The sequence below is a fragment of the Fontimonas sp. FW305-C-3 genome (genome assembly GCF_058783185.1).
The window spans coordinates 510,830-533,326 of sequence record NZ_JBYSYK010000002.1 but is presented as its reverse complement, the minus strand read 5'-3'; the positions used below and the strand labels follow the sequence as shown (position 1 = coordinate 533,326).

Sequence of the window (22,497 nt, the reverse complement as noted above, 5' to 3'; positions counted from 1 at the left end):
GGAGAGTTCCACCAAGAGAACCTGATCATCGCCACCGGAAAGCCGCATGGATGCGTTACTGCTGTCACGGATACAGTTCGGTTTCACGATCGGCTTTCACATCCTGTTTCCGACGCTGACGATCGGCCTGGCCTGGATGCTGGTGTTTTTCGAGGCCGCCTGGCGGCGCACCCAGCAGCCGCACTACCTCAAGCTGTACTATTTCTGGGTCAAGATCTTCGCGCTGACCTTCAGCATGGGCGTGGTCTCCGGCCTGGTGCTGTCCTACGAGATCGGCACCAACTTCTCGCGCTTTTCCGAACTGGCCGGTCCGGTGCTCGGCCCGCTGCTGTCGGTCGAGGTGCTGACCGCGTTCTTCGTCGAAGCGGGCTTTCTCGGCATCATGCTGTTCGGCTGGGAGAAGGTCGGCCCGCGCCTGCATTTCCTGGCGACGCTGTTGGTCGCGCTGGGCACGACCAACTCGGCGTTCTGGATCCTGTCGGCCAACAGCTTCATGCACACACCGCAGGGCGCGGAGTGGGTCGACGGCCGCCTGATCCCGGCCGACTGGTTCGCGATCGTCTTCAATCCCTCGTTCCCGTACCGCCTCGCGCACATGCTGCTGGCGTCGACGCTGACGATGTCGCTGGTCGTCGCGTCGGTGTCGGCCTGGTGGCTGCTGCAGGGCGAGCATCGCGATGTCGCGCGCGCCGGCTTGCGTGCCGCGCTCGTCGTCATGGCGCTCGCGGCGCCGGCGCAGATTCTCGTCGGCGACATGCACGGCCTCAACGTGCAGAAGCACCAGCCGATGAAGGTCGCGGCCATGGAAGCGCTGTGGGAAACCCGCGCCGGCGCACCGCTGGTCGCCATTGCCTGGCCGGACCAGGCGGCACAGACCAATCGCTACGCGATCGAGATTCCCAAGCTCGCGAGCCTGATCCTGCAGCACGATACCAACGCCGTCATCAAGGGTCTCAACGAAGTGCCGCGCGCGGACCAGCCGCCGGTTGCGCCGGTGTTCTTCGCATTCCGCGTGATGGTCGGACTCGGGTTCGTCTTCCTGCTGCTGGGCGCCACCGGCGTGCTGCTGTGGATACGCGGCCGGCTCGACGATCAGCGCCTGTATCTGCAGGCGCTGCGGCTGTCGTTTCCGCTCGGCTTCATCGCGACGATCGCCGGCTGGCTGGTTGCCGAGATCGGCCGTCAGCCCTGGGTCGTGCACGGCCTGATCCGCACCGCCGAGGCGGTTTCCCCCGTCAGTGCCGGTGCCGTTGCAACGTCGCTGACGCTGTTCGTACTCGTCTACGGCGTGCTGCTCGCAACCTACATCGTGTTCTGTACCAAGCTCGCGAAACGCGGGCCGACGCCGCTGCCTGCGCATCACGTTGAAGCGATGCGCGGCGCGCGTCCGAGCGAGGTGATCTGACATGGACCTTTCCATGGTGCTGGCCGGCGTCATCGTCCTCGGCGTGCTGCTCTACGTGATTCTCGACGGCTTCGATCTGGGCCTCGGGATTCTGTTTCCGCTGATGCCGGACGAAGCGAGCCGCGATCTCGCCGCAACCTCGATCGCGCCGGTCTGGGACGGCAACGAAACCTGGCTGATCCTCGGCGGCGCCGTGCTGTTCGGCGGCTTCCCGCAGGCCTATGCGATTGCGCTGCCGGCGTTCTACATCCCGCTGATGCTGATGCTGTTCGCGCTGGTGTTTCGCGGCGTCGCGTTCGAGTTCCGCATGAAGGCGCAGACCAGCAAAGTGTTCTGGAGCATCGCGTTCAGCGGCGGCTCGACGCTGGCCGCGTTCTGCCAGGGCCTGCTGCTCGGCGGCCTGCTCGAAGGCGTGCGCGTCGAGAACGGTGCGTTTGCCGGCGGCGCCTTCGACTGGCTGACGCCGTTCTCGGTCGTGACCGGCTTTGGCATCCTCGGCGGTTACGCGCTGCTCGGTGCCACCTGGATCAACATGAAGACCGAAGGCCCGCTGCGCGACTGGGCGCGCAAGGCGGCGCGCGTGGCGCTGCTGATCTCGCTGATCGCACTCGCCGTCGTCAGCATCTACACGCCGCTGAAGTTCCCGATGATCGCCGAGCGCTGGTTCGGCGACATGCACTGGCTGTCCCTGTCGCCGGTGCCGCTGGCGACCGCCGTCGTCGCGTTTTCGCTGTATCGCGAGCTGAGGGCCGGCTCGCACTATCCGCCGTTCTTCTATGCGATCGCACTGTTCCTGCTCGGCTACGTCGGCATCGGCATCAGCCTGTGGCCGCACATCCTGCTGCCGGACCTGACGATCTGGCAGGCCGCATCGCCGCCGACCAGCCAGCGCTTCATGCTGATCGCGCTGGCCTGCGCGTTGCCGATGGTGCTGATCTACACCGCGTACGCCTATTGGGTGTTCCGCGGCAAGGTCACGGCCGGCGCCGGGTACAGTCATTGAATGAGCGTTGGCAGCGGCTGGCCTGGTTCGCCGGAATCTGGGCGGCCGGGGTCGTCGTGTTCGCGCTGGTCGGCCTGGTCTTTCGACTGCTGTTCGGCAGCTAATCGCCCCAGGCGCTGTACGCAGACCACTCGAAGCGCGGCGTGCAGATCGCGAGGAAGACCAGATCGCCGCTGCCGGTGTTCGTGATCCGCTGCGCGCAGTCCGGCGGGATCAGCACGACATCGCCGGGGCCGACGATCTGCGCCGTGGAATCGCCCACTTCGACCCGCCCGCTGCCTTCGAGAATCACGTAGCGCTCGGCAATGCCGCGCAGCTGGTGCCAGCGCGTCGTCATTCCCGGTTCGACGCGCGCGCGGGCGATAGACACTGCGGGATCGTCCGCGCTGTTCGACAGCTCGACGATGTGGCAGCGCTCCTCGGTAAAGGTTTCGCGGAGCGCGGCGCCGTGGCGGATCGCGATGTCCATCAGCCGGCGCAGGCCTCGTCGCCTGCGGCCGTGACGCTGTGATGGGTTAGCGCTGCCGGAGCATGGATTGTCGTCATACACTGCCAGTATGTGCGATACCCAAGTCCTTGTGGCCGACGGCGCGATCTGGTTCAGCAAGAATTCCGACCGCGAACCCTCGGAGCCGCAGCCGGTCGTGCGCTATGCCGCCGTGCGTGGCGATGCTGCTCGCACTCTGCGCGTCTCGCATATCGAGATCGATCAGCTTGCGGATCGCCATGCGGCGATCCTGTCGCAGCCCGCCTGGTGCTGGGGCGCCGAGATGGGAATCAACGATGCGGGTGTGGTCATCGGCAACGAGGCGATCTTCTCGCGACGCGCGACGCTGAAGCCCGGGCTGCTCGGCATGGATCTGGTACGGCTCGGCCTGGAACGTGGGGCCAGCAGCCGCGCGGCGCTGGATGTGATGACGGGCTTGCTGGAGCGTTACGGCCAGGGCGGTCCGGCCGGCTACGCCGATCAGCGCTTCTGCTACGACAACAGTTTCCTGATCGCCGACAGCCGCGAAGCCTGGGTGCTGGAAACGGCCGGCCGCAGCTGGGCCGCGCGGCGCATCGAAACGGCCTATGCGATCTCCAATGCGCTGACGCTCGATGGCGCGGTCGATCTGGGTTCGACGGATGTGCCGCTGCAGGCGGCGGACTTCGCGCGGCGCCATGATCGGCGGCTGATGCCCTGGTTGGCCGGCTCGCGGCAGCGTCGCGCGCTGGCCTTGCAGGCCTGCGATGTCAGCCGCGCGGGATGGGCAAGCGCCGCGGCGCGTCTGCGACAACACCATAAGCCCGGCGCCGATCCTGCGCACGGCAGCAATGCCGATGTCTGCATGCACGCCGCCGGGTTCATCCGCCGTCATCAGACCACCGGCTCGATGATTGCGCGGCTGACGGCGGAGGGCGCAACGGTGGCGTTCACCGGCACGTCCGCGCCCTGTCTGTCGATCTTCCGTCCGGCGGGATTCGATCATGGCTGGTCTGTGCTGACCGCCGAGGCGCAGCGGGTGCAGGCGCCGCTATGGCGACGCCACGAGTGGCTGCACCGCTGGGCGCTTGCCGATCCGGCGTTGCGCGAGCGCCTGCGGGCGACGCGCGATCAGGTGGAGGCGCAGATTTTCAATCTGCTCGACGAGACCGGCGGCGATGGTCAGGCGCTGCAGCGCGCCGATCGCCTGGCGGCGGCCTGGCATAAGGTCTTGTGGGAATCGCTGAAGACGCTGGAAGCGCCGCGGCTGGCGCGCTTCTGGGCGCGGATCGCGACGCGCGACGGCATCGATCCGCAGCGCGTCGCCACCACGGAGTTTCGCTAGATTCCCTTCGAAGACGGCTGCAGCATCCGGAAGTCCTCGACGCCGTCGCGGCAGCCTTCGATGAAGGCGGCCGGATAGCCGGTGCAGGCAGAGGTGTCGGTCAGGTTGCTGCGCTGCGCCCATTCGTAGCCGTCGGTATGGCTCTGGCATTGATCGGTGCAGGCGAGGGGCGCAACCTCAGGCGTGCCGGCGCAGGCGGAGAGCAGCGCCAGCAGACCGAGCGCGAGCCAGGGGCGTGAAGAAGTCATCGGGTTCCGGTTCATGATCGGGCGGATTCAGGACAGTGCGTATTTGACGCCGGTAAGTTCCTCGGACACCTGCCACAGGCGCTCGGCAATGCCGCGGTCGCGGGCCAGCTTGCGGCAGCCGACCTTGCGCGGATAGCCGCGGATCTGCTGGAAGCCGTCGGGGCCGATGTAGTCGCCGCCATTGACGTCCTCTGCCGTGGCCGCGTACAGCGACGGCAGCGCGCCCAGCGCCGCCGGCTGCGCGAAAATGCCATTGCCGACCTTCATCAGCCAGGTGCCGAAGGCGGACTTCTCCAGCGCCGGACCCGCGTACTGCAGGTTGGTGTCGGAATAGCCCGGATGCGCGGCGGCGATCGTGATCTGTTTGCCGGCCGCCTGCGCGCGGCGGTTCAGTTCGAACGTGAAATACAGGTTCGACAGCTTGCTGTTGCCGTACGCGATCCACTTGTTGTAGCGCCGGCTCTCGTAGTTGAGATCGTCGAAATTCAGACCGGGCGTCCAGTTGTGCGCCATGCTGGCGAGATTGACGATGCGCGGCTGCTGGCCGGCCAGCAGCTTGTCGAACAGCAGCCCGGTCAGCGCGAAGTGGCCGAAATGATTGGTGCCGATCTGCATCTCGAAACCGTCCTTGGTGCGCGAGAACGGCAGGGCCATGACGCCGGCGTTGTTGACCAGCAGATCGAGGCGGTCGAATCGCTTCGCATAAGCGTCGGCAAACGCGCGGATCGAGGCAAGATCGGCCAGATCCAGCGTCATCAGCTCGACCTTGGCGCCCGGCGCCTGCTGCCGGACCTGCGCCAATGCCGCAGCGGCCTTGTCCGGATTGCGGCAGGCCATGATGACCTGCGCTCCCGCCGCGGCCAGCGCGGTCGCGGTCTGCAGACCCAGGCCGCTATTGGCGCCGGTGACGACCGCGATACGGCCGTTCTGCGGCGGGATGTCGGCGGTGGTCCATTGCGTGCTCATGGCGGGCGTTCCTGAAGGTGGGATGGCCGCAAGCCTAGCGGCTTTCGCGCTGCCGCGTCAGCAGCGCCGGAGCGGGCAAAGTTGCAGAATTGCCGGCATGGCCGAGCCGCAGCGCAAGATCATTCACGTCGACATGGATGCGTTCTACGCATCGGTGGAGCAGCGCGACGATGCGTCCTTGCGCGGTAAGCCGGTGGTGGTCGCCTGGCGCGGCGCGCGATCGGTGGTCTGCGCGGCGTCCTACGAGGCGCGCAAGTTCGGTGTGCGCTCGGCCATGCCGGCGGTGCGCGCCGAGAGACTGTGTCCGGACGCGATCTTCGTACCGCCGGATTTCACGCGCTATCGCACGGTGTCGCGTCAGGTGCGCGAGATCTTCCGCCGCCACACCGATCTGGTCGAGCCGCTGTCGCTCGACGAGGCCTATCTCGACGTCACCGAGAACAAGCTCGGCATGTCCACCGCGACCGCGGTGGCGACGACGATCCGCGACGCGATCCGCGGCGAGCTGAACCTGACCGCGTCGGCCGGCATCGCGCCGAACAAGTTTCTCGCCAAGATCGCCTCGGACTGGCGCAAGCCGGACGGTCAGTTCGTCATCCGCCCGCACGAAGTCGAGGCTTTCCTCGAGCCGCTGCCGGTCGGGCGCATTCCCGGCGTCGGCAAGGTCATGGAGGGCAAGCTGGCGGAGCTGGGCATCCGCAGCGTCGGCGATCTGCGCCAGCACGAGCAGATGGAACTGGAGCTGCGCTTTGGCCGCTACGGTGCGCGCCTGCATGCGCTGGCGCGCGGCATCGACAACGGCACGGTCGATCCGGACCGGCCGACGCAATCGGTCTCCGCCGAAGACACCTTCGAGCGCGACGTGCTGCTCACCGAGTTGCCGCCGCATGTGCAGCGCATGGCGGAAAAGGCCTGGCAGGCTTCGCGCAAGGTTGGCCGCGCGGGACGTACGGTGGTGCTCAAGCTCAAGACCAGCGATTTCCGCACGCTGACGCGCAGCCTGACGCCGCCGCTGCCGCCGGTGACGCAGGAGGGGTTCATCGAAATCGCCCAGAGTCTGCTCGGGCGGGTCGGCGCGCCCGCCGATCAGCGCTATCGGCTGATCGGCGTCGGCCTCAGCAACTTCGATGTTGCCGAGGAAGCGGAGAAGCAGCCGGATCTGTTCGGCTGAGCGTACTCAGGCCGCGCGGTTCTTCTCGTTGATCTGCTCATTGAGCGTCAGGAAGTCGTAGAGGATGCCCAGGCCCAGCAGGCCGACGGTGAGCAGATAGATCAGGCCGGTGATCCACTTGCCCATGTAGAAGCGGTGCACGCCGAAGACGCCGAGAAACGTCAGCAGCAGCCAGCCGGCGGTGTAGTCGATGCGGCCTTCGCTGTATTTGCGATCGGCGTCGCGATCCATGCCGGGGATCAGGAACAGATCGATGATCCAGCCGATGAAGAACAGCCCGAGCGTGAAGAACCAGATCACGCCGGTGATCTGGCGGCCGTAGTAGAAGCGGTGGGCACCCATGAAACCGAAGATCCACAGCACATAGCCGATCGCCAGATTGTGCGTGTTGTTGGTCTGCGTCATCGCTGCATCCTCAAGGCTTGAGCACGAAGTCCGAATGCTAGCGCGTCGCTGCGTGAATTTGCAGGCGGTGCGCGCAAAAAAATGCCCGGAGCGAACGGCTCCGGGCAGGGTCATGATCCCGACTAAGAGTTTGGCGCAGCCGCAAAAGGGCTCCCTTAGCGAGATGCAACAACCAAGCGGTTGTTCACTTCGTCAACCGAGTCCACGTTGCTCGCGATCTGCTCGGCGAGCGCCGCTTCCTCGGTCGATGCCACCTTGCCGGTCAAGGTGACGACATCGGCCTTGGTATCGACATTGATCTGCAGGCCATGCGTGTTGCTGTTGGCGAGCAGGCGGGTCTTGATCTCGGCCGTCGTCGTTGCATCGTTGGCCCACTGGCGCAGCTTCTGGCCGCGCTCGGAGGCCTTGTCGGAGACCTTGTCGAGGCCGTCCTTCTCGCCGCCGACAGTGATCTTGTTGTCCACGCTCTTGACGCCGTCGACACCCTTGGCGATTTCGCCGGCCAGGCTGCGATCGATGTCGGACGCGACGTTGCCGCTCAGCGTGACCTTGCCGTTCTCGACTTCGGACCGGATGCTGTACTCGTTGAGGTGCGAGTTGAACAGCACGGCAGTTTCGATGCTGCCATCGATCCAGGCATCGTCAAACTTCTCGCCGATCGTGCGGTCGGCAGCAATTGCCGGGACGCACATCGCAGCGGCGAGCAGGGCGATTGCCGTCTGGTTTCGGATAGCTTTCATCTTCAGTACTCCTTGGTTTGAGCTTGCTGTCGAAGGCGGGAAATGAGTGAGTCCGCAATCGACGGCGTGCAGCTTCGGCGAGGAGCAGTGAATTGAAACTGAACTGTGCAGTTCAGTTGTTCTTCAGCGAAATGGGCCGATGTAACGCACGCATTTCGCAAACGGATGATTGGCTAGGAAAGGTAACGCACGCCCGTCAGCTGCTCCGACAGCGTCCATAGCGCAGCGGCCGCGTTCACATCCTTGGCTTCGGTCCGGCTGTCGACACGCTGCGGATATCCGCCGAGTTCCTTGAACCCACCAGGGCCGATGTAATCGCCGCCAGCAACGTCCGCACTCGATGCCGCATACAGCGCGGGCAAGGCGCCGAGCGCCGGCTTCTGGCCGAACAGGCGCGTGCTCAGACGCAGGAAGAAGTTGCCGAGATCGAGATTCGTCGCGGTGTAGCCGGGATGCGCGGCGACGGAGCGGATCGTGCTGTTGTCGCGTCGCAGGCGACGATCGAGTTCGAAACAAAACTGCAGGGTTGCAAGCTTGCTCGCGCCGTAGGCGTCCATGTCCTTGTACGGGCGCTGGCGGAAATGCGGATCGGCGAGATTTAGACCGCTGGTCAGGCGATGCGCAAGACTCGCGGTCGAAACCACGCGAGCAGCCGGCGCCGCGCGCAGCGGTTCCAGCAGCAGCCCCGTCAGCATGAACGGCCCCAGATGATTGGTCGCGAAGTGCAGCTCGTAGCCTTCTGCGGTATGCGTCAAAGGCGCCATGATGGCGGCGGCGTTGTGCACCAGCACGTCGAGCTTGGCGTGCTGGCGCTTCACCTCTTCAGCGAACTGCCGGATCGACTCCGGCTTTGCCATGTCGACGCTCAGCGCGCTGATGCGGCTGCCGGGTGCATGCGCCTGAAGCCGCGCTACGGTGGCTTGTGCCTTGCCGGCATCGCGGCAGGCAATCAGTACATCCGCGCCGGCGCCGCTGAGGCCGAGCGCGATCTCCAGGCCCAGGCCGCGATTGGCGCCGGTGATCAACGCGGTCTGGCCGCGCAGGTTCGGCATGTCGGCGACGGTCCATTTTGCGGTCACGAGCTTGCTCCGGATTGATCTCAGTACCCGCAGTCTGCGGCTTGATAGCGGAACCCGACTCCTCCGATTGCATCACTCCTGTCTGCGGCCGCGATATGGCAGTCTTGGCGCCTGCACGATCGACGGAGCGACAAGCGGATGAAGATCGCCGTGATGGGGGCGACCGGTATGCTGGGGCGCCACGCGCTGGAATCGGTGCTCGCGGCCGGTCACAGCGCCGTCGCGTACTACCGCTCCGAGGCGGGCAGGCAGCGGCTGAGCGGTTTGCAGGTCGAATGCATCCGTGCCGATCTGAGCGAGCCCGCGTCCTTGCCGGCCGCGTTGCGCGGTGTCGACGTGCTGATCAACGCGGCGGCGTACTACCCGACGGTGCCGCGACCCTGGCGCGCTGAAGTCGATACCGCGACCTCGCTGGCCAACCATCTGTACCGCGCCGCGGCGGATGCGGGCGTGGGCCGCGTCGTCTACGTCGGCGGGTCGATTGCGCTGCCCAAGCGCACCGACGGTCAGCCGGCGCGCGGCGACGAGCGCTACGCGGGCGCGCCGGCGAATCGCAATCCCTATCTGCAGGTGAAGTGGGCGCTGGATGAACTGGCCTTGCAGCATGCCGCCAAGGGCCTGCCGGTCTGCATTGCGATTCCGTCGATGACCTTCGGCGAATACGACTATGGCCCGACGACCGGGCAGATCATCGTCGGCATCGCCAGTGGACGCTTCCGCAACTATGTTCCCGGTCGACGCAACATCGTGGCGGCCAGTGACGCCGGGCGCGGCATCGTCAAGGTCGCCGAGCAGGGCGTCGCCGGTCGGCGTTATCTGATCACCGGCGTCAACAGCGACATGGAGCAGTTGACCACGCTGATTGCGCGTCTGTCCGGCCAGCCGGCACCGAAGCCGATTTCACTGACTATCGCCAAGACCGTGGCGACGCTGCAGAAATGGCGTTACCTGTATCTGAAGGGGCCGGTGCCCGCGATCAGCGAGTCGGCGATTGCGGTGATGTCCGCCGGCCAGCACCTGAGCGGCGAGTCGTCCGCGGCGATCGGCTATGCGCCGCGGCTGGACCTTGAAGCGACGGCGCAGCGGGCACTGGACTGGTTTCGCGAAAACGGAATGCTTTAGGGCCTGTTAACACCATTCGGATCGCCGCGGCGGAGACCGTTTTGCCGCAGCGCAAGGATGGAGGAACGAGGTGTACTTAACGTACATGAGTGACGACAGACGCGGCGATGCGGCAAAACGATCCCGCCCCTTCGGGGTGCCCCCGGCTTTGTGGCCATGCCGCGTTGCTCGCTCCTCATTGGGAATAACCCAACGTCGTCGCTCGCGCCTTGCCTGGCCGCAAAGCCGGGGGCACCGCGACGATCCGAATAGTGTTAACAGGCCCTAACGCGCCTTGCCGTGCACCGCGACGCCGCTGTAGACATACGTCATCGGCTTTGGTCCCGGCAGGTAGTGCGCATCGAGCTCGGTGATCTCGAAACCGCCGGCGGCGATCAAGTCCGGGATGTTGCGGTTCAGATGGCAGCCGCCGGCGATCGGCTTCCACAGTGGCGTCAGGCGGTGCTGCCAGCGGCGGATCGAGGCGTCCGGCGCCAGGCCGTGTTCGCAGAACAGCAACTCGCCGCCGCGCTTGAGCACGCGGTGCATTTCCTTCAGTGCCGGCAGCGGATCGGGAATCGTGCACAGCGTGAACGTGCAGACAACGGTATCGAAACTCGCATCGGCGGCGCCGATCTGCTCGATGACCAGCGGCACCGTATCGACCGGGATGGAGATTGCCGCCGCGCGCCGGCGCGCCTTGGCCTGCATCTCCGCGGAAGGGTCGACGCCGAAGATATGCGTCACCCGCGCCGGATCGTAGAAGCCGAGATTGAGGCCGCTGCCGATGCCGATCTCCAGCACCTTGCCGCGCGCCCGCGGCACGATTTGCGAGCGCGCCTTCATGATGTCGCCCATGCCGCAGGTGCAATCGATCAGGTGCGGCAGGATGTGGCGATCGTAGAAGCCCATGTGCGTTTGCCGTGCTCAGGCCGCTCGCAGCGCGGCAATCGGCGTCACCGTCGCCGGCAACGGGGCGACACGCCCGAGCTTGGCCCAGGCTTGCTTGGGGCCGTGGTAGTCCGAGCCGATCGAGCCCTGCAGGCCGAACTCCAGCGCGTCGCGCGCGGATTCGCCGATCTCTTCCTGGCTCGACGTGCCGCAGCAGACTTCCATGCCATCGCCGCCGAGCTCGCGAAAGGATTTCAGCGTGCGGTGTCGCGCGGCACGACTGAGCGGGTACTTGAACGGATGCGCGAGCACGGCGCTGCCGCCGGCCGCGTGGATCCAGCGGATCGCGTCGTCGAGATGCGCCCACTGGGCTGCGACATAGGCCTGACGCCCCTGGCCGAGGTAGCGCTTGAATGCGCGGCCACTGTCCTTGACGACGCCGGCCTCGATCAGCAGCCGCGAGAAATGCGAGCGCGTGATCTGGCCGCCGGCGGCCATGTCTTGCGCGCGTTGCAGCGCCTGCTTGACGCCGAGGCGTTCGAGCTTGGCAGCGATCGCGCTGGCGCGCACGACCCGTTTTTCCTGCAGCTGTGCGAGTCCGGCGCGCAGCGCCGCGTTGTCCGGATCGATGCCGAGTCCGAGGATGTGCAGCGTGTGGCGGTCATGGCTGACCGAAATCTCCACGCCGGGAACGAGGTGCATGCCGTGCTCGCGCGTGGCCTGTAGCGCTGCATCGAGGCCCGCCGTGCTGTCGTGATCGGTCAGCGCCAGCGTCCTGACGCCGGCCGCCGCGGCTTCGGCAACGACAGCCGCAGGTGCCAGCTCGCCGTCCGAGGCGCTGGAATGGCAATGCAGGTCGATGGGGGACATTGGGGTGCTGAGCATGTCGACAGCTTAACCCGCCCCCTAGAGCAGCGCGCGTATACGCAGCAGCAGATTGGGATTGGGGCAGGCGGCGAGCGCAGTCGCACGCTCGTTCTCGGCTGCGACGCCGGGATAGTCGCTGGCCTGCTGCTGCGCCGGATCGGCGATCAGCTGGATATGCAGATGCGGCGGCCAGCCATGATTTTCCTCGGCGACGCCAAGCCAGCCGATCGGCTCACCCGCGGCAAGCGCCTGGCCGACGCGCAGATGGCGGAGCGTATGGCGCGCCAGGTGCCCGTAAAGGATGTGCAGGCGCGCATCGCCGATCCGGTGCTCGACGACGACGGTCGGGCCGTAGTCGCCGAAGGCGCTGTTGTCCGCGAGGCCCAGCACGACGCCGTCGAGCACGCTATGGACACGGGTGCCGGCGGCGGCCCAGAGATCGATGCCCAGATGCACGGTGCGGTAGCCGCCCTGCGGCGTCGCGAAGATCTCGCTCATGCGATACAGCCCGCGGTTCTCGCCGTAGCCGCCGGCTGCGTAGTCGGCGTCGGCGGCGGCAATCTCGGCGTCGATCCAGGCGCTGAAGCGCGCGGTGTCGAGCGGATCGAACTGGCCGAGGCGCGGATTGCTGCTGCTCAGATCGAGTGCGAGGCAGCGCGCCTCATTCAGATCGAAGCTGAGCGGGCTGGCTGCCGGCAGGCTGCGCAGCAGACTCTCCCAGTCCGTGCCGCTCATGGCGGCGACAACGACTTCTGCGCCTGGAACCAATACGCGAGCGCCGCTTCGTTGAGCGCCTGTCGCGCGGTGTCCTGCGGACGCCAGCGCTGGTGGGCGCTGGACGCGCGGATCAGGAAATCGAAAAAGTTGAGATGCGTGCGCAGGATGCGCTGATGCCGGTGCGGTGCCATCGGGTTGAACATGCCGAGCATCGAGAACAGCTGCGCCGGGCTTTTCTTGATCCACAGCCACGAACCCATCTCCAGCGTCAGCGGCAGGTACCGGCCGGGGGCGTGATCGACGCGCGAGCGATCGTAGAGATAGTCCCAGAGATCGCCGTGGGTCGTGTACTGATCGGCCTGCGGTTCGATGCGATAGATGCTGTGATACGGATGCGACTGGCGGAACATCGTGCGCAGCGCATACAGCTCCGGCAGGCATTCGATCGGCTGGTGCGAGCGCGCATACGGAAACCAGATGCGATCCTTGACGCCGAATCCGGAGTGGCAGTCCAGCGTCAGGCTGAAGGCATGCGGCAGGATGCGCTGTTCGACGACATCGCAGACCGCCTGCGCTTCGGGCTGCATCGGCGCGCCGGCGGCGCCGCGATACCAGGGCAGCCGCGGCGAGAAGCGGTGACCGCCGAGCAGCCAGTGCACGCGGTGATCCGCCTCGACCGGCGCATTGCGCATCAGATCGACGCCGACCGGATTGCAGCGCGTGCGGGCGAGCATGCCGCCCGGGTTGATCAGGGGCACGAAGACCAGGCGCACGCGTTCGAGCAGCTGGTGCAAGGTTTCGTCCCACTGCAGGCGCTCGACCAGCGACTCCAGCAGCGCGAGCAGAACCTGAGTGCCGATGCGCTCGACGCCGTGAACGCCGCCGAAGAAGCCGACGGCGGCAACCTCCGGCGAGGTCGAGCCGAGTTCGGCGCACAGTACCGGCAGGCGTTCGCCCTTGAATTCGACCTCGCACAGCACGTCGCTGCGCAGCGACGGCCCGGCGCGAGCGATCAGCCGCTGCAGCACGTCCATTTCGGGGAACGCACCGGCACTGAACGGACGGGAGAGCGCGGTGGTCACGGACGCGAGCTTAGATTGCCAATGTGACGTTTAGCGCAGCAGCTCGTAAGGTCCGCCTTTCTCCAGAGCACGCTTGTACGCCGGGCGGGCGCGCACGCGCTCGACGAAGGCCTGGATGTGCGGCCGCGCGGCACCGTCGTCGTTGCGCGCGGTTGCCGCCTCGAGCGGAAAGCTCATGATGACGTCGGCGGCGCTGAGCGCATCGCCGGCGAACCACTCGCTGCGCGCCAGTTCGGATTCGACGAAGTCCAGGTGAGTCCTCAGGTTCGGATCGAGAAAACGCTGGTGCAGGCTGTTGACGATCGCCCTCGCGATCGGCCGGATCAGTGCCGGCGAGCCGGGCGCGACCTTGCTCAGCACCAGCTTCATCACCAGCAGCGGCATCAGTGAACCTTCCGCATAGTGCAGCCAGTACGTATAACGCAGGCGCTCGGCCGTGCCGGCCGGCGGAATCAGGCGACCCTGGCCGTATTTCTCGGTCAGGTACTCGATGATCGCGCCGGTCTCGGCGATGACCGCGTCACCATCGGTCAGCACCGGCGACTTGCCGAGCGGATGCACGGCCTTGAGTTCCGGCGGCGCCAGCATCGTGAGCTTGTTGCGCTGGTAGTGCTTCACCTCGTACGGCAGGCCAAGCTCCTCGAGCATCCACAGCACGCGCTGCGAGCGGGAGTTGTTCAGATGGTGAACGATCAGCATGGTGTGGCTCCTGGAAACATCAGCTCTGGTCGGAATCAGAGTCGCGGTTGAGATCGGGCTTGAGATGGGGTTCGGCTGCAGTTACGGCCTTGGCCGGCTGATCGGATGCAATGGCGCGCGGATGCCGAGCAGCGGTCAGCGCATTGCGCGCGAGCAGGCCGGCGATGCGGTTGGCGCCCTTGATCGAGCCATAGACGGCATCGGCGATGACATCGTGCGTCTGGCGGACGACACGCGTCGCATCGCGCGTCGGCGGCAAGGCTTCGAGGATGCCGAACGGAATCTGCGCGATGCCGAAATGCACGGCGCGCACCGCGGAGGTGCCGGCATCGATCACGGTTTCGGCAATCTGCTGGGCGCCGCCGATCTGCTGCTGCGCGCGGCTGGCGTTCTGGCGTTCGATCAGCAGCGTGCCGCTGCGGCGCATGCCGTCGGCAATTTCGCGGATGCCCTGCTCCTGCGCGAGGCTGCGCCAGCCGGCAAGACCTGCCGTGCCCAAGGCCGCCAGTGTCAGCAGCAGCTCAAGCCAGACCATGGATCTTCACCTCGGCGACGACACCGTGCTTGAGCAGATCCTCGCGGATGATCGCCACCGCGCGTTGATAGACGATCCTGCGCAGCAATCCCGGTGCGATGGTGCCGAGCGGGCCGGCGAAGCTGGACTCCTTGGCCGCCAGTTCCACCGGGTTGAGAATTTCCAGACTGACGAAGCAGGCGGCGCCGACGTTCGCCAGCTGCGCGGCATCCGGCGGCAATGCATTCCAGGCCGCGTTGAGGGCCTGTTGATCCTGCAGCAGCGTATCGAGCATCTGCTGTTGTCTTTGCAGGCGCATCAGCAGCCAGGCGAATGCGGCGAGGGCGATGACCAGCAGCACGAAAACGGTGATCTGCATGACCGGCTCCGGGGCTTCGTTATGCGAGTTGCAGCGCGTCCAGCGCGCCAAGCAGGCGGTCGACGTCGGCCTGATCGTTGTAGTGTGCCAGCGACAGGCGCAGCACACCGCGCGCCGGATCGATGCCGGTCGCCTCGAGCAGGCGCACGGCATAGAAATGGCCGCCCGCAGCCATCACGCCCCGCGCGCCGAGCTTTTCGACCGCATCGGCGGGCGCCAGGCGCTGCAGATCGACGGCGATCGTGCCAGCCCGGTGCGTGGCGTCTGCCGGTCCCAGCAGGCGCACGCCCGTACGCCGACGCAGATCGTCGACGATGCGCTGCGTCAGCGGCGTTTCCGCGCCAGCCAGCAGCTGTCGCACCCGCTGCGGACGCCCGCCATCGGCCTGGCCGCCGTGATGCGCATCGAGCGCATCGAAGTAATCCGCAATGCCGGCAGCGGCGGCGACCTGCGCATGATCGGGGCCGGCGGGCACCATGCGCTTGTGCGTCAGCGCGCCGTTGAAGTAGTGGCCCTGATTGCCGAGACGCTCGAGCACATCGCCGCGCAGCGCCATCAGACCCTGGTGCGGGCCGAAGGTCTTGTACAGCGAGAACAGGTAGATGTCGGCACCCAGCGCCGGGACATCGGGAAAGCCGTGCGGCGCATACGACACGCCGTCGACGACGCTGATGGCACCGGCGTCGCGGATGCGCGCGCAGATGTCGGCCACCGGATTGATCTCGCCGAGAATGTTCGAGCATTGCGTGAACGCGACGACCCGCGTGCGCGCATTGAGCAGACGCTCAAGATCAACGATGGCCAGGGATCCGCTGTCGCGATCGACCGGCCATTCGCGGATGACGATGCCGTCGCCGGCGAGGCGTCGCCAGACGCCCTGATTGGCCTCGTGATCCTGCTGGGTGACGACGATCTCGTCGCCGGCCTTGAGCTGCTGACGCAGGGCCTGTGCCAGCACGTAGAGATTCTGCGAAGTCGACGGGCCGAGATGCACGTCAGCCGCACCGACGCCGAGATACGCGGCGAGCCGCTGGTGAGCGCTGTCCATCCAAGCGCCGGCCTCGAGCGAGGCGGCATAGCGGTAGTAGGGCTGAACCTTGAGCCGGCGGTAGTACTCCGTCAGCCGCGCGATGACCTGTGCGCAGGTGTAGGAGCCGCCGGCATTCTCGAAGAAGGCCTGCTCGCGCAGCGTCGGTTCGGCAAATGCCGGGAACTGCGCGCGGACAAAATTCTGATCTAGCGAAACCGACACAGCGGACTCCGGATGGACTGCGCCATCCTAGCCCGCCGACCGCTTCATTTGCGTGGCGGCAGCGGCACCAGTGCCGAGACGCGGCGCATATAGTCGGCGTACTCGGGGCGCCGCTCGAGGCTGCGCTGGTCCATGAACGGAATGCTCGCGAAGACGAACATCGCAGTCATTGCCAATGCGCCCGGCAGCACCCACCACCATTGATCCGGCGCCGCCGCGAGGCCAAACAGCATCAGGCCCCACCAGAACGACAGCTCGCCGAAGTAGTTCGGATGCCGCGACCAGGACCACAGGCCGGCATCGAGGCTCTGGCCCGGCTTGCGCCTGGCGATGAAGGCGTGCAGCTGCAGATCGGCGATCGTCTCGATCGCGATCGCGCCGAAGGTGACGATGGCGGCGACCGCATCGAGCCAGCCCAGCGGCGCCTGGCCGCGCGTCATGACCGCGTAGACCGGCAGCATGGTCAGGAAGACTTCGACGGTCGGGAACAGGTGGATTCCGAACAGGTCGGCGAGCTTGGCGTGGCGGCCGGCACGGGCGCGCACCATCGGATAGCGCCAGTCTTCATGCGTCATGCCGCCCCAGTAGACCGTCCAGTTGGTCGTCAGGCGGATCGCCCACAACCAGACCAGCGCCATGACGAGCATCGCGCGGGCTTCGTTGACGCCGGCCGCCGCGTTGGCGAAATACCAGTACACGGCCAGCAGCGGCGGAATGACGCTCCAGTAGGCGTCGTAGAAACTGGAGTTCCGGTAGGCGAGGCTGAAGCCGAAGATGACGAAGGTGGCGACGATGTCGGCCGCCAGTGCATCCCAGGGCTGCGGCAGGCCGGCCCAGCACAGCACGGCGCCGCCGGCGGCGATGCACAGGACGTAGGCAAGCAGGATCAGACTGTTGTCGCGCAGATTGGCCATGGAAAAGCATCGTGATCAGGACTGGCCGCTAAGCTAGCGGCTGTGCCGCGCCACAACCTCGTCACAGCGGACGAGAGACCTTACTTGCCGGCCTTGGCCGTCTTGCGCAGATAGTTCGCCAGCCCGCCGAGCTGCTGGGCCTGCACCTTGTCGACGATCGGCGCGAACTTCGAAAGGTCTTCCGGGGCGTAGCCGCCGGCGCGGTAGTGCAGCGTGATCCTGGTACCAGCCTCGACGGCCTCGAAGCGCCAGTCGAGCGCGCCGCCAACGCCCATGCCCTGCAGCGGGCCGAGGCCGCCGGTCATGCGCAGCAACTTGCCGGGATCGACGAAGGCGATGCTCATGTGCCAGGCCTGCTTTTCGCCACTGCGTTCGCAGAAGCAGCCGCCGATGCGCGGCTCGATGCTCAGCTTGCTGGCATCGCCCCACCAGCTGTGGTCCGCAGGCCACCAGTCGCCGACGTGCTCGACCAGCGCCCGCCAGGCGGCGGCCGGTGCCACCGGGACGGTTTCGCTGTTCTCCAGCGTGAATCCATTGGGCGCCGAATCGATGACCTTGGCATGGGCGCTGCCGCAGCCCAGCGCGACGGCCAAGGCCAATGCGGCTGCGTGGCCGGGTTTCGCGCAGGGGCTGGTGCAGGATGAAGACATCGGACTTCCCCGTTTGATGTCGGTCTGTTCAACGAAGATAGCGCCGTTGCGGGGGTTCGTGTCGATTGCGGCGCGCCGGATCGGGGCGGGCGGCGAAGGCATTTCGACGATGGCGCTTAAAGTCTTTTGACTCTGAAAAGGTTCTGTTATTATGCGCGCCCCTGATCGTGACCCGGCTGGGGGGAATGCTCCCGATGGTGGCCGTAGCTCAGTTGGTAGAGTCCCAGATTGTGATTCTGGTTGTCGCGGGTTCGAGCCCCGTCGGTCACCCCACTTCAAGCATTTTGTTGTAAGCCAATTTATGGGGCTGCTAGCTCAATGGTAGAGCAGCTGACTCTTAATCAGTAGGTTCCCCGTTCGAGTCGGGGGCAGCCCACCATAAAGTTGCGACAGACAAGGCCCGGGATCGTCCGGGCTTTGTCGCTTGCGCACTCGAAAAACGAAGGTGAGGAAACATGCTTCAGCAGATTCGTGACCGTACTTCCGGACTGATCGCGGGCGCGATCATCGCGATGTTGATCATTCCGTTCGCGTTCTTCGGTATCGAAAGTTTCCAGGGCGGTGGCGGTGATCCGGTCGTGGCCAAGGTCGGCGACCAGAAGATTCACGACTCGCAGTTCCGTCGCCAGTTCGACCAGCGCTACCAGCAGCTGGTGCAGTTGATGGGCGAGAACTTCCGCGCCGACATGTTCGACCAGAAGCGCCTGCGGACCTCGGTGCTGAACGACATGACGCAGGAGACGATGCTGCGCCAGTACACCGAAGAGCAGGGTTACGTCGCCGACGATGCGACTCTGTTCAAGGCGATTTCCGCCGAACAGGCCTTCCAGCGCGAAGGCAAGTTCGACACCGAGGCGTACCGCGATGCGCTGTCGCGCGTCGGTCTGACGCCGGATCGCTACGAATCGCAGCTGCGCGACAGCGTCGAGATGAACCAGATGCGCAGCGCCATCGTCGATACGGCCTTCGCGCCGGACGTCGAAGTGCAGCAGATGGTGCGTCTGATGAACGAGACGCGCACGCTGCAGTACGCCATGTTCGAGCTCGGCCGCTACCGCGATCGCGTGACGGTCAGCGACGAGCAGGTCCAGGCCCGTTACGAAGAAACCAAGGCGCAGTACATGGCGCCGGAACGCATCAAGCTCGCTTACGTGGAGCTGGCGCTGGACAGCATGCCGGAAATCGCGGCACCGGCCGACGATGTGCTGAAAGTGCTCTACGAGGCCGAGAAGGCTGGCCGGTTCACGACCCAGGAACAGCGCAAGGCCAGCCATATCCTGATCAGCTTCGGCGCCGACAAGGACGCTGCCAAGACCAAGGCCGAAGGCCTCGCCAAGCAGATTGCGGACGGTGCCGATTTCGCCAAGCTTGCCAAGGAGAACTCGGAAGATCCGGGTTCCAAAGACGCCGGCGGCGATCTCGGCTGGGTCAGCCGCGGCCAGATGGTCAAGTCCTTCGAGGACTCCCTGTTCAGCCTCAAGGAAAATCAGGTCAGCGATCTGGTCGAGTCCGAGTTCGGCTGGCACATCATCAAGCTCAACGAGCTGAAGGCCTCGACGGTTCGCGCCTTTGAAGAGCCGGACGTCAAGCAGGAGCTGGTGACGCTGTTCCAGAATCGCGAGCGTCAGACGCGCTTCCAGGAAAAGTCCGATCAGCTAGAGCAGCTCGCGTTCGAGAACACCGCGTCGCTGGACCCGGTCGGCGAAGCGCTGCAGCTGAAGGTTGAAACCACCGACTGGCTGACGCGCGGCGGCAAGGACGCCACGGGCGTTGCCGGCAACCCGGCCGTCATCGCCGCTGCATTCTCGACCGAAGTCCTCAAGGACGGCGAGAACAGCAAGCCGCTGACCGTCGGTGAGAATCGCATCGTCGTCGTCCGCAAGGCCGAATACGAAGAGCCGCGCCAGAAGGCCTTCGACGAGGTCAAGGATGCCGTGCGCAGCGCGCTGGTCGACGAGGCCGCGCGCAAGCTGATTACCCAGGAATCGACCGAAGTGCTGAATGCCGTGCGTGAAGGTACGGACTTCCAGCAGATTGTCAGTGCCAAGGGTGGCGAGCTGCGCAATCCGGGCGCGATCCGCCGCGACGACAAGAGCATTGTCGCCAAGGTGCTGACGGCGACGTTCAAGCTCGCGCGTCCGGCTGAAGGCAAGTCCAGCTACGGCGAAGTCGAACTCGACGACGGCGGCCGCGCGGTCATTGCGCTCAGCGCCGTGGCATCGCCGGAGCAGCCGGGCGTTGTGGTGGATGCCCAGCGCAATCGACTCAAGCAGCTCGCCGCGGGTGCCGAGTTCAACGCTTACATGAAGCAGATCGAGAGCGAAGTCGGCATCGAGCTGATGCTGCCGGACGAGGACGCTGCGCCGGCAACGCCGGAAGGCTAAACCGCGGCAGTTCGCCGGCCTGGTAGAGGCCGGTCGCGAAACAGGGCCGTTCGTGGTTCAATCGAACCCGAACGGCCTTTTCGTTTCCGACCCAAAAAACACCGCGTATGAAACTGCACTGGCAAATTGCCATCGCGCTGGTCGCGGCCGCTTTCGCCGGACAGTTCCTCGGCGATGTCCCCTGGTTCCTCGAGGCAGTCGGCCTGATCGGCACGATGTTCCTCAACGCGCTACGCATGCTGATCGTGCCCTTGATCGTTGCGGCGATCATCTGTGGCCTGGCTGGCGCGAGCGACGGTCGCACGCTCGGCCGTCTCGGCAGCTGGACGCTGATGTTCTACATGGGCACCGGCCTGCTCGCGATCCTGACTGGCCTGCTGATGATCCACCTGTTCTCGCCGGGCATCATCAACGGCCAACCCGCCGCGCCGTTGCTCGGTCTGGCAAGCGATACCGAGCAGGTTCTCTCCGGTGTGCGCGAGCGCAGCGGCAGCGATCTGCTCGCGGTGCTGCAACGCCTGATTCCGTCCAATCCCATCGGCTCGGCGGCCGAAGCCGACATGCTCGGCCTGGTGACCTTCGCGCTGCTGTTCGCCTGGGCGCTGACACGTCTGCCCGAGCAGGTGCAGCGCACGCAGCGCGATTTCTGGGAAGGCGTCTACCAGGCGATGCTGAAGATCGCCGATCTGGTGATGCGCTTCGCGCCGCTGGGCGTGTTCGCGCTGGTGTCGGGTGTTGTCGCCAAGACCGGTGCGACGGCGATCAAGCCGTTGGCCTTGTTCTTCGCCGCGGTGGTCTGCGGCCTGCTTGCGCATGCGCTGATCACCTTGCCGCTGGTGCTGCGATTGATCGCGCGGGTGTCGCCGCTGGCGCATTTCCGTGCGGTCGGGCCGGCGCTGCTGACGGCGTTTTCGACCAGTTCTTCCGCGGCGACGCTGCCGCTGACGCTGAAATGCCTGCGCGAACGCGCCGGCGTGTCGGAGCGGGTGACCGGCTTCGTGCTGCCGATCGGTGCCAACGTCAACACCGACGGCACCGCGCTGTATGAATGCGCCGCTGCGTTGTTCATTGCCCAGGCCTACGGCCTGGAACTGAGCTTCGCGACTCAGTTCACGATCGTGCTGATGGCGCTGCTGACTTCGGTCGGCGTCGCCGGCATCCCGTCGGCGAGCCTGGTTGCGATTGCGTTGATTCTCAGCGCCGTCGGTCTGCCGCTGGAAGGCGTCGGCCTCATTCTTGCCGTTGATCGTCTGCTCGACATGTGCCGCACGACCGTCAATGTGCTCGGCGATACGGCAGCGACGGTGACCGTCGCGCGGCTCGATGGCGAAAAAGTGCTCGGCGGAAGTTGAGATCCACCGAGCACCGAGTGAACCCCCGGGCTGCGGCGCCTGAAACGCTTGGCGTTTACTCGCCGCTCATGCCCATGATGTTGTAGCCGGCGTCGACGTACAGAATCTCGCCGGTGATGCCCGATGCGAGATCGGACGACAGGAAAGCCGCGGCATTGCCGACTTCCTCGATCGACACATTGCGCTTCAGCGGCGACGCCGCCTCGGCTTTCGACAGCATGCCGCGGAAGCCGGTGATGCCGGCCGCGGCGAGCGTCTTGATCGGGCCGGCGGAAATGCCGTTGACGCGGATACCGTCCTCGCCGAGATCGGCCGCCATGAAGCGTACGTTGGCTTCCAGCGAGGCCTTGGCCGGACCCATCACGTTGTACATCGGCACGGCGCGCACCGCGCCCAGATAGGTCAAGGTCAGCAGCGAGGCCTGACGGCCAAGCATCAGCGGCTTGGCGGCCTTGCCGAGCGCGGCGAAGGAGTAGGCGGAGATGTCGTGCGAGATGCGGAAGCCCTCGCGGGTCACCGCATCGAGATAGCGACCCTGCAGCTGCTCGCGCGGCGCGAAGCCGATCGAGTGGATCAGCACATCGAGGCCGCCCCAGGCCTTCTGCAGTTCGCTCATGACTTCGGCGATCTGCGCGTCCTCGACGACGTCGAGCGGCATGACGATCTTGCTGCCGCAGCTGGCGGCGAATTCCTCGACACGCGATTTCAGGCGCTCGCCCTGGTAGGTGAAGGCCAGTTCGGCACCTTCGCGCTTGAAAGCCTCGGCGATGCCGGTGGCGATGGAGCGATCGCTGGCGACGCCGGTGATCAGCGCCTTCTTGCCCGATAGAAAACCCATGTGGCAGTCCTGCCTTGTTCTGAGGGGCC

General features: G+C 65.9%; 25 protein-coding genes and 2 tRNA genes. 10 read left to right on the top strand and 17 right to left on the bottom strand.

Going from position 1 to position 22,497, the window contains the following annotated elements; all coding sequences use genetic code 11:
• The first annotated feature begins 46 nt into the window (after window positions 1-46).
• From AC3WUF_RS08685 to AC3WUF_RS08675, 3 genes are read left to right on the top strand one after another with little or no spacing between them, the layout of a single operon-like run.
• A complete protein-coding gene (locus AC3WUF_RS08685; RefSeq protein WP_492424524.1) occupies window positions 47-1,405 on the top strand; it encodes a cytochrome ubiquinol oxidase subunit I in 1,359 nt (452 codons plus the stop codon).
• A 1-nt stretch (window position 1,406) separates the two neighbouring features.
• Window positions 1,407-2,408, top strand: a complete 1,002-nt coding sequence (cydB, locus tag AC3WUF_RS08680) for a cytochrome d ubiquinol oxidase subunit II (RefSeq protein ID WP_492424522.1) — start codon at window positions 1,407-1,409, stop codon at window positions 2,406-2,408.
• Entirely contained in the window at window positions 2,405-2,512 is a 108-nt protein-coding gene (locus AC3WUF_RS08675; RefSeq protein WP_492424520.1) for a DUF2474 family protein, read from the top strand. Before cydB ends, AC3WUF_RS08675 begins: the two co-directional genes overlap by 4 nt.
• Here the strand turns inward: AC3WUF_RS08675 and AC3WUF_RS08670 are convergent.
• Window positions 2,509-2,877 (bottom strand): cupin domain-containing protein, encoded by a 369-nt coding sequence (locus AC3WUF_RS08670; protein ID WP_492424518.1) that lies wholly within the window; start codon window positions 2,875-2,877, stop codon window positions 2,509-2,511. The two genes, AC3WUF_RS08675 and AC3WUF_RS08670, sit on opposite strands and share 4 nt — an antisense overlap.
• A gap of 67 nt (window positions 2,878-2,944) precedes the next feature.
• On the opposite strand from AC3WUF_RS08670, the gene AC3WUF_RS08665 reads away from it, so the two are divergent.
• Complete coding sequence (locus AC3WUF_RS08665; protein ID WP_492424516.1) at window positions 2,945-4,219, top strand: C69 family dipeptidase; 1,275 nt, start codon at window positions 2,945-2,947, stop codon at window positions 4,217-4,219.
• Here the strand turns inward: AC3WUF_RS08665 and AC3WUF_RS08660 are convergent.
• Window positions 4,216-4,467 (bottom strand): hypothetical protein, encoded by a 252-nt coding sequence (locus tag AC3WUF_RS08660; RefSeq protein WP_492424514.1) that lies wholly within the window; start codon window positions 4,465-4,467, stop codon window positions 4,216-4,218. The genes AC3WUF_RS08665 and AC3WUF_RS08660 overlap by 4 nt on opposite strands.
• A 27-nt stretch (window positions 4,468-4,494) precedes the next feature.
• Entirely contained in the window at window positions 4,495-5,433 is a 939-nt protein-coding gene (locus AC3WUF_RS08655) for an oxidoreductase (RefSeq protein WP_492424512.1), read from the bottom strand.
• A gap of 97 nt (window positions 5,434-5,530) precedes the next feature.
• Between AC3WUF_RS08655 and dinB the strand changes: the two genes are divergently transcribed.
• Entirely contained in the window at window positions 5,531-6,604 is a 1,074-nt protein-coding gene (gene dinB / locus AC3WUF_RS08650) for a DNA polymerase IV (RefSeq protein ID WP_492424510.1), read from the top strand.
• 6 nt (window positions 6,605-6,610) lie between these two features.
• On the opposite strand, the gene AC3WUF_RS08645 is transcribed toward dinB, so the two are convergent.
• From AC3WUF_RS08645 to AC3WUF_RS08635, 3 genes are all read right to left on the bottom strand, one after another.
• A complete protein-coding gene (locus AC3WUF_RS08645; protein ID WP_492424508.1) occupies window positions 6,611-7,009 on the bottom strand; it encodes an NINE protein in 399 nt (132 codons plus the stop codon).
• Window positions 7,010-7,164: 155 nt separating this feature from the next.
• Entirely contained in the window at window positions 7,165-7,749 is a 585-nt protein-coding gene (locus AC3WUF_RS08640) for a BON domain-containing protein (protein WP_492424506.1), read from the bottom strand.
• Between the two features lie 173 nt (window positions 7,750-7,922).
• On the bottom strand, window positions 7,923-8,828 hold the full coding sequence (locus AC3WUF_RS08635; protein ID WP_492424504.1) for an oxidoreductase: 906 nt from the start codon (window positions 8,826-8,828) through the stop codon (window positions 7,923-7,925).
• Between the two features lie 138 nt (window positions 8,829-8,966).
• Between AC3WUF_RS08635 and AC3WUF_RS08630 the strand changes: the two genes are divergently transcribed.
• Window positions 8,967-9,950 (top strand): NAD-dependent epimerase/dehydratase family protein, encoded by a 984-nt coding sequence (locus AC3WUF_RS08630; protein ID WP_492424502.1) that lies wholly within the window; start codon window positions 8,967-8,969, stop codon window positions 9,948-9,950.
• A 264-nt stretch (window positions 9,951-10,214) separates the two neighbouring features.
• Here the strand turns inward: AC3WUF_RS08630 and AC3WUF_RS08625 are convergent, their stop codons facing one another.
• The 10 genes from AC3WUF_RS08625 to AC3WUF_RS08580 all read right to left on the bottom strand — a co-directional run bounded on the left by AC3WUF_RS08625 (window position 10,215) and on the right by AC3WUF_RS08580 (window position 17,894).
• The gene (locus AC3WUF_RS08625) at window positions 10,215-10,841 is read right to left on the bottom strand and encodes a class I SAM-dependent methyltransferase (RefSeq protein ID WP_492424500.1); all 627 of its coding nucleotides are present in this window, start codon (window positions 10,839-10,841) and stop codon (window positions 10,215-10,217) included.
• Between the two features lie 15 nt (window positions 10,842-10,856).
• A complete protein-coding gene (locus AC3WUF_RS08620) occupies window positions 10,857-11,690 on the bottom strand; it encodes a PHP domain-containing protein (RefSeq protein ID WP_492424498.1) in 834 nt (277 codons plus the stop codon).
• A 36-nt stretch (window positions 11,691-11,726) separates the two neighbouring features.
• On the bottom strand, window positions 11,727-12,422 hold the full coding sequence (locus AC3WUF_RS08615) for a peptidoglycan DD-metalloendopeptidase family protein (RefSeq protein WP_492424496.1): 696 nt from the start codon (window positions 12,420-12,422) through the stop codon (window positions 11,727-11,729).
• The gene (locus tag AC3WUF_RS08610; RefSeq protein ID WP_492424494.1) at window positions 12,419-13,486 is read right to left on the bottom strand and encodes a M14 family zinc carboxypeptidase; all 1,068 of its coding nucleotides are present in this window, start codon (window positions 13,484-13,486) and stop codon (window positions 12,419-12,421) included. Before AC3WUF_RS08610 ends, AC3WUF_RS08615 begins: the two co-directional genes overlap by 4 nt.
• A 30-nt stretch (window positions 13,487-13,516) precedes the next feature.
• Window positions 13,517-14,185: a glutathione S-transferase family protein gene (locus tag AC3WUF_RS08605; RefSeq protein WP_492424492.1), complete on the bottom strand. Its 669-nt coding sequence runs from the start codon at window positions 14,183-14,185 to the stop codon at window positions 13,517-13,519.
• 19 nt (window positions 14,186-14,204) lie between these two features.
• On the bottom strand, window positions 14,205-14,720 hold the full coding sequence (locus tag AC3WUF_RS08600; RefSeq protein WP_492424490.1) for a hypothetical protein: 516 nt from the start codon (window positions 14,718-14,720) through the stop codon (window positions 14,205-14,207).
• Window positions 14,707-15,078, bottom strand: coding sequence for a hypothetical protein (locus AC3WUF_RS08595; RefSeq protein WP_492424488.1), 372 nt, complete (start codon window positions 15,076-15,078; stop codon window positions 14,707-14,709). Before AC3WUF_RS08595 ends, AC3WUF_RS08600 begins: the two co-directional genes overlap by 14 nt.
• A gap of 19 nt (window positions 15,079-15,097) precedes the next feature.
• A complete protein-coding gene (locus AC3WUF_RS08590) occupies window positions 15,098-16,330 on the bottom strand; it encodes an aminotransferase class V-fold PLP-dependent enzyme (protein WP_492424486.1) in 1,233 nt (410 codons plus the stop codon).
• A 44-nt stretch (window positions 16,331-16,374) separates the two neighbouring features.
• Complete coding sequence (locus AC3WUF_RS08585) at window positions 16,375-17,244, bottom strand: DUF1295 domain-containing protein (RefSeq protein WP_492424484.1); 870 nt, start codon at window positions 17,242-17,244, stop codon at window positions 16,375-16,377.
• 80 nt (window positions 17,245-17,324) lie between these two features.
• Window positions 17,325-17,894, bottom strand: a complete 570-nt coding sequence (locus AC3WUF_RS08580; protein ID WP_492424482.1) for an SRPBCC family protein — start codon at window positions 17,892-17,894, stop codon at window positions 17,325-17,327.
• Between the two features lie 197 nt (window positions 17,895-18,091).
• On the opposite strand from AC3WUF_RS08580, the gene AC3WUF_RS08575 reads away from it, so the two are divergent.
• From AC3WUF_RS08575 to AC3WUF_RS08560, 4 genes are all read left to right on the top strand, one after another.
• A tRNA-His gene (locus tag AC3WUF_RS08575) sits at window positions 18,092-18,167 on the top strand.
• 31 nt (window positions 18,168-18,198) lie between these two features.
• Window positions 18,199-18,273, top strand: a tRNA-Lys gene (locus tag AC3WUF_RS08570).
• A 76-nt stretch (window positions 18,274-18,349) separates the two neighbouring features.
• Window positions 18,350-20,278: a SurA N-terminal domain-containing protein gene (locus tag AC3WUF_RS08565; protein WP_492424480.1), complete on the top strand. Its 1,929-nt coding sequence runs from the start codon at window positions 18,350-18,352 to the stop codon at window positions 20,276-20,278.
• A gap of 107 nt (window positions 20,279-20,385) precedes the next feature.
• Window positions 20,386-21,630 carry a dicarboxylate/amino acid:cation symporter gene (locus AC3WUF_RS08560; protein ID WP_492424478.1) on the top strand — a complete coding sequence of 415 codons (1,245 nt, stop codon included), beginning with the start codon at window positions 20,386-20,388 and terminating at the stop codon, window positions 21,628-21,630.
• A gap of 55 nt (window positions 21,631-21,685) precedes the next feature.
• Here the strand turns inward: AC3WUF_RS08560 and AC3WUF_RS08555 are convergent, their stop codons facing one another.
• Complete coding sequence (locus AC3WUF_RS08555) at window positions 21,686-22,468, bottom strand: enoyl-ACP reductase FabI (protein ID WP_492424476.1); 783 nt, start codon at window positions 22,466-22,468, stop codon at window positions 21,686-21,688.
• Between the last annotated feature and the right edge of the window lie 29 nt (window positions 22,469-22,497).